Below are 5,554 nucleotides of genomic sequence, written 5' to 3' on the forward strand. Positions count from 1 at the left end.
GGACGGCGCCGCGTGGGCCGCGGCCGGGTGGACCTACCGCCCACTGGGCCGACCGGGCGCCTGAGGCCAGCACGACGGAGGGGCCGGGGGATCGATCCCCCGGCCCCTCCGTCGTCCCGCTCAGCGGGTGTAGTCGTCGTGCAGGCGCTCGATGTCCGACTCGTCGAAGTCGCCGAAGGCGATCTCGAGGATCCGGCCGGGCCGGTCCCCGGAGTTGCCGAGCCGGTGGAGCGACCCGCCGGGGACGTACACGCGCTCACCGACCTCCGCGGTCCAGCAGAGGTCCCCGACCTGGACGTCCATCGGGACGTCGAGCACCTGCCACATCTCGTCCCGGCTCCCGTGCCGCTGGAGGCTCAGGCGGTGACCCGGGTGCACGGTGATGAGCTTGACGGTCACCGGGTCGTTCAGGCAGAACTGCTCGAACTGGCCCCAGGGCCGATCGGCCACGAACACGCCGGCCTGCCGGCTCGTGGCCGGTGTGGTGTCGCTGGTCATCGTGCTCCTCGGGATCGGGGATCGCCGCCGCGCGTCCTGGTGGGCGTCTGGCCGTGATCCAGTGTGACCGCTGGGGCCGTGCCCGCCAAGGTGTGTCCCCGACTCGGCCCAACGCACGCACCCGAACGGGCATCATCTCGGCGTGAGCTCGACGGGACAGGCCGACCGCCGTGCCGCTCGCGCGGTCCTGGACCTGTCGCGGCGGTCCTTGTGGATCCCCGCGGTGATCAGCGCCGCACTGGCGGCGCTGGCGCTCGTCGCTGGGCTCGCCGACGACGGCGCCCCCGGCCGGGCGCCCTGGCCGGTCGAGGCCCGCGCTGGTGCCCTCGGCGGGCTGCCGTACTGGTGGACCACCGTGCTCTACGTGCTCGTCGCGATGGGCTGCTGGGTCCGCAGCCGGGTCGAGCGGCTGCGCCACCGCTACCGCCGGCGCCCGGGCACCGCGGCGGGGCCGCTGGCCTGGGCGGCTCTGGGAGCGCTGCTCGTGCTGCTCTCGGTCGACCACGTGCTCGGGCTCCATAAGGCGCTGCGCCTGGGCCTGGTGGACTGGCTGCCCGGCCCGCTGGCCGAGCACCCGGTGCAGGCAGCGCTCGTCGTCGTGGGGCTGCCCGTCGTCCTGGGCGTGCTGGCCGTGGCCACCCCCGGCCAGCGCGCGCTCATCGTGGTGGCAGCGACCGCCTACCTCGGCGCCGGCCTGGTCCTCGACCCCAGGCTGGTCGCCCTCCCGGGCAGCCCGTACCGCACGGAGGCCGTGGAGACCGCGCTCGAGTGGCTGGGCGCCCTGGTCCTGCTGCTCGCGGCGCTGCAGCGGGTCCGCATGCGCGGCGACGGCCGGGCGGTCGCGGCGCGGCCGGCGGTGGGCTCCGGGCTGCTGGAGGCCGTCGCGGTCGTGGACCGGCTGCGCTCTCCGGGCGGGGACGCGTGGTTCGCGGCGCAGACGCCGGCCTCCCTCGCCCGCTACGCCGTGGAGGAGGCGCACGAGGTCGTCGAGGCGCTGGAGACCGGCGACCAGGACGCGCTGCGCGACGAGCTGGGCGACCTGCTGCTCCAGGTGCTGCTGCACGCCCGGATCGCCGCGGAGGGCGCCCGCACCCCGTTCGACGTCGACGACGTGGCCGCCGCCCTGGTGGCCAAGCTCGTCCGGCGCCACCCGCACGTCTTCGACCCGGCGCAGCGCTCGGCCCCCGCGCCGACGGTGGCCGAGCTGGAGGAGGCCTGGGAGCGGCGCAAGGCGGTGGAGGTGCAGCGCGGCTCCGCCCTCGACGGGGTGCCGGCGGGCCTGCCGGCGCTGCAGCGGGCCGAGGAGGTGCTCGAGCGGGCCGAGCGCACCGGCGCGGAGCCCGTCGAGGCGGCCCCGGTGGCGCCCGAGGCCGTCGGGCGCCACCTGCTGGCCGTCGTCCAGGCCGCCCGCGCGGGCGGGGTGGACGCCGAGGCCGCCCTGCGGGCGGCGGTCCGGGCGACCGAGCAGGAGGCGCGGGCGGCCGAGCAGGTGGCGCAGCGGGGCTAGTGCCCGCCGGTGCTGCGGGCCCCGGGGTGCTCGGGGTCCGCGGGAGCCGAGTCGTCGACCGGGACGGCGAGCGGGCGCAGCCACGCCCACAGGCCGAACAGGGCCGCGGCGGCGAGCAGGCCCAGGCCGGTCCACAGGTTGAGGTTCTCCCCGTCGACCTTGGCCATCGCGCGCTCGCTGGTGAACCACAGCCCCATGACCGTGAGGATCACCCCGTAGACGCCCAGCAGGGCGCCGATGAGGGTGCGGACGTCGAAGGCGCGCCCCACCCTCTTCTTCTTCGGGCTGGTGCCGGTGCTGCTCATGGAGCGGTCTGCCTCTCCTGCGCCGCGGGCGCTGCTCATGCGAAGGCGATGTTGAGGACGACGACGAGGACGCCGGCGATCGCGGCCAGCAGCGGCGTGGAGCGGTACCAGGCCGCGTCCTCACCGGTGCGGTCCTCGCGCAGGTCCTCCTTGGGGGTCAGGGAGTACACGAACCCGCGCAGCTCCGAGGCCGGCTTGGGCGCGGTGACGGCGCTGACCGCCACGCTGACGAGCACGTCCACGACGAACGCCACCGCGGCGCCGAGGAAGCTCGCGCCCTGGCCGGGCAGGTCCAGCACCTCCACCTCGGAGAGCACGAAGACCGTGACCGCCGAGAGGGTGCCGGCCACGAGGCCGACCCAGCCGGCGGTGGGCGTCATCCGCTTCCAGAACATGCCGAGGATGAACGTGGCGAACAGCGGCGCGTTGAAGAACGAGAACAGCTGCTGCAGGTAGTCCATGAGGTTGCCGTAGTTCGAGGCGATGAACGCGGTGCCGATGGCCCCGACCGTGGCGACCGCGGTCATCACGCGCCCGACGGAGAGGTAGTAGCCGTCGGGACGGTCCTTCTTGACGTACGTCTGCCAGATGTCGTAGCTGAAGACGGTGTTGAAGGAGCTGATGTTGGCGGCCATGCCGGCCATGAACGAGGCCAGCAGGCCGGTGATGGCCAGGCCCAGCAGGCCGTTGGGCAGCAGGTCGCGCATGAGCAGCAGCAGGGCGTCGTTGTAGGTGACGCTCCCGCCCTCACCGCCGTTGGCCTTGTAGGCGGCCAGCTCGCTCACCTCGACCGCGGCGACCATGCCGGGGATCACGACGAGGAAGGGGATGAACAGCTTCGGGAAGGCGCCGATGATCGGCGTCCGGCGGGCAGCGGACATGCTCTTGGACGCCATCGCCCGCTGGACCTCGACGAAGTTCGTCGTCCAGTAGCCGAAGGAGAGCACGAAGCCCAGGCCGAAGACGATGCCGACCGCGGACAGCACGGGGGAGTCGAAGCCCGACAGGCCCGAGCCCGGCCAGGCCGAGAGCTGCTCGGCGCCGCCGGGGCTCTCGGCGACGCGGTCCTTGAGACCCTGCCAGCCGCCGACCTTGTGCAGGGCGGCCAGGGTCAGCGGCAGCAGCGCCGCCACGATGACGAAGAACTGCAGCACCTCGTTGTAGATCGCCGCGCTGAGCCCGCCGAGGAGGGTGTAGGTCAGCACGATGGCCGCGGCGACGACCACCGACAGCCACAGCGACCACCCGAGCAGCACGTTGACGATCGTGCCGAGCAGGAACAGGTTCACCCCGGCGATGAGCACCTGCGCCACGGCGAAGCTCACGGCGTTGACGAGGTGGGCACCGGTGCCGAAGCGGCGGCGCATGAACTCGGGGACGCTGCGGACCTTCGAGCCGTAGTAGAACGGCATCATCACGAGGCCGAGGAAGAGCATCGCCGGCACGGCGCCGACCCAGAAGTAGTGCATCGTCGCGATGCCGTACTGGGCCCCGTTGGCCGACATGCCCATGATCTCGATGGCGCCGAGGTTGGCGGAGATGAAGGCCAGCCCGGTCACCCACGCGGGCAGCGAGCGGCCCGAGAGGAAGAAGTCGAGGCTGCTGGAGACCTGGCGCTTGGCCAGGTAGCCGATGCCCAGCACGACGGCGAAGTACGAGGCGACGATGACGTAGTCGATCGCGCTGGCGTCCAACCTCAGGACGTCCGCATCCATGGCGTTCCTCTCTCGGCCCTGGACGTGGTGTCCCGAGGCAACATCCGATCTTGACCGCCGAGGACCGTACGCCCCTCCCGCGGCGGGCGCCGCACGGGCTTCACCCGGACGAGGGGCTGAGGGGGAGCGGGCCGTCGCGGCTAGGCTGCCGACCGCGACGCCGCCTCGCGGCGCCGAACCGTCCCCCCGACCCAGGAGGCACAGTCGTGGCCAGCATCGAGGCCGTCGGAGCCCGCGAGATCCTCGACTCGCGAGGCAACCCCACCGTCGAGGTCGAGGTCGCCCTCGACGACGGCACCATCGGCCGTGCCGCCGTGCCCTCCGGCGCGTCCACGGGCGCCTTCGAGGCGGTCGAGCGCCGTGACGGCGACGACGGCCGCTACCTCGGCAAGGGCGTGCAGCAGGCCGTCGACGCCGTGATCGACCAGATCGGCCCGGAGCTGCTCGGCTTCGAGGCCAGCGAGCAGCGCCTCGTCGACCAGGCGATGCTCGACCTGGACGGCACCGACAACAAGGGCTCGCTGGGCGCCAACGCGATCCTCGGCGTCTCGCTCGCCGTGGCCCGCGCGGCCGCGGAGTCGGCGTCCCTGCCGCTCTTCCGCTACGTCGGCGGCCCGAACGCCCACGTCCTGCCGGTCCCGATGATGAACATCATCAACGGCGGCGCGCACGCCGACACCGGCGTCGACGTGCAGGAGTTCATGATCGCCCCGATCGGCGCGCCGAGCTTCCGCGAGGCCCTGCGCTGGGGCGCGGAGACCTACCACGCGCTGAAGTCCGTGCTCAAGAGCGAGGGCCTGCCGACCGGCCTGGGCGACGAGGGCGGCTTCGCCCCCGACCTGGCGAACAGCCGCGCCGCGCTGGAGCTCATCGCGCGCGCCGTGGACAAGGCCGGCCTGTCGCTCGGCACCGACATCGCCCTGGCGCTGGACGTCGCGGCGAGCGAGTTCCTCGCGGAGGGCACCTACACCTTCGAGGGCGAGGGGCGGACCTCGGCGCAGATGGTGGACTACTGGTCCGCGCTGGTCTCCGAGTTCCCGATCGTCAGCATCGAGGACCCGCTCGACGAGGACGACTGGGACGGCTGGGCCGCGATGACCAGCGCCCTGGGCTCGCAGGTGCAGATCGTCGGCGACGACCTGTTCGTCACGAACCCGGCCCGCCTCCAGCGCGGCATCGACACCGGCGCCGCCAACGCGCTGCTCGTCAAGGTCAACCAGATCGGCACCCTGACCGAGACCCTGGACGCCGTCTCGCTGGCCCACCGCAGCGGCTACCGCGCCATGATGAGCCACCGCTCGGGCGAGACCGAGGACACGACGATCGCCGACCTCGCGGTGGCCACCGACTGCGGCCAGATCAAGACCGGCGCTCCCGCCCGGTCCGAGCGCGTCGCCAAGTACAACCAGCTCCTGCGGATCGAGGAGGAGCTGGACGACGCGGCGCGCTACGCCGGGCGCGGCGCCTTCCCGCGCTTCGCCGGCTGACCCCACACTGGCTCCCGTGGCCCCTCGACGTCCGGCGACCCC

The 5,554-nt window shown here is 73.3% G+C and carries 5 protein-coding genes; 2 read left to right on the top strand and 3 right to left on the bottom strand.

Annotated elements, in window-relative coordinates; all coding sequences use genetic code 11:
* Positions 1-120: 120 nt before the first annotated feature.
* Positions 121-498 carry a phosphomannose isomerase type II C-terminal cupin domain gene (locus AC5FZL_RS15145; protein ID WP_493619718.1) on the bottom strand — a complete coding sequence of 126 codons (378 nt, stop codon included), beginning with the start codon at positions 496-498 and terminating at the stop codon, positions 121-123.
* Between the two features lie 223 nt (positions 499-721).
* On the opposite strand from AC5FZL_RS15145, the gene AC5FZL_RS15150 reads away from it, so the two are divergent.
* On the top strand, positions 722-2,005 hold the full coding sequence (locus tag AC5FZL_RS15150; protein WP_493619719.1) for a nucleoside triphosphate pyrophosphohydrolase: 1,284 nt from the start codon (positions 722-724) through the stop codon (positions 2,003-2,005).
* Here AC5FZL_RS15150 and AC5FZL_RS15155 read toward each other — a convergent pair.
* Entirely contained in the window at positions 2,002-2,310 is a 309-nt protein-coding gene (locus AC5FZL_RS15155) for a hypothetical protein (RefSeq protein ID WP_493619720.1), read from the bottom strand. The genes AC5FZL_RS15150 and AC5FZL_RS15155 overlap by 4 nt on opposite strands.
* A 35-nt stretch (positions 2,311-2,345) precedes the next feature.
* On the bottom strand, positions 2,346-4,025 hold the full coding sequence (locus tag AC5FZL_RS15160; protein ID WP_493619721.1) for a sodium:solute symporter family protein: 1,680 nt from the start codon (positions 4,023-4,025) through the stop codon (positions 2,346-2,348).
* Positions 4,026-4,231: 206 nt separating this feature from the next.
* Between AC5FZL_RS15160 and eno the strand changes: the two genes are divergently transcribed.
* Complete coding sequence (gene eno, locus AC5FZL_RS15165; RefSeq protein WP_493619722.1) at positions 4,232-5,512, top strand: phosphopyruvate hydratase; 1,281 nt, start codon at positions 4,232-4,234, stop codon at positions 5,510-5,512.
* The last annotated feature ends 42 nt before the right edge of the window (positions 5,513-5,554 follow it).

Source organism: Quadrisphaera sp. DVD1, from assembly GCF_058932755.1.

What these genes read in the sequence shown, in the direction of transcription:
- AC5FZL_RS15145 (WP_493619718.1), bottom strand. Translation starts at nt 498, where the DNA reads ATGACCAGCGACACCACACCGGCCACGAGCCGGCAGGCCGGCGTGTTC.
- AC5FZL_RS15155 (WP_493619720.1), bottom strand. Translation starts at nt 2,310, where the DNA reads ATGAGCAGCACCGGCACCAGCCCGAAGAAGAAGAGGGTGGGGCGCGCC.
- AC5FZL_RS15160 (WP_493619721.1), bottom strand. Translation starts at nt 4,025, where the DNA reads ATGGATGCGGACGTCCTGAGGTTGGACGCCAGCGCGATCGACTACGTC.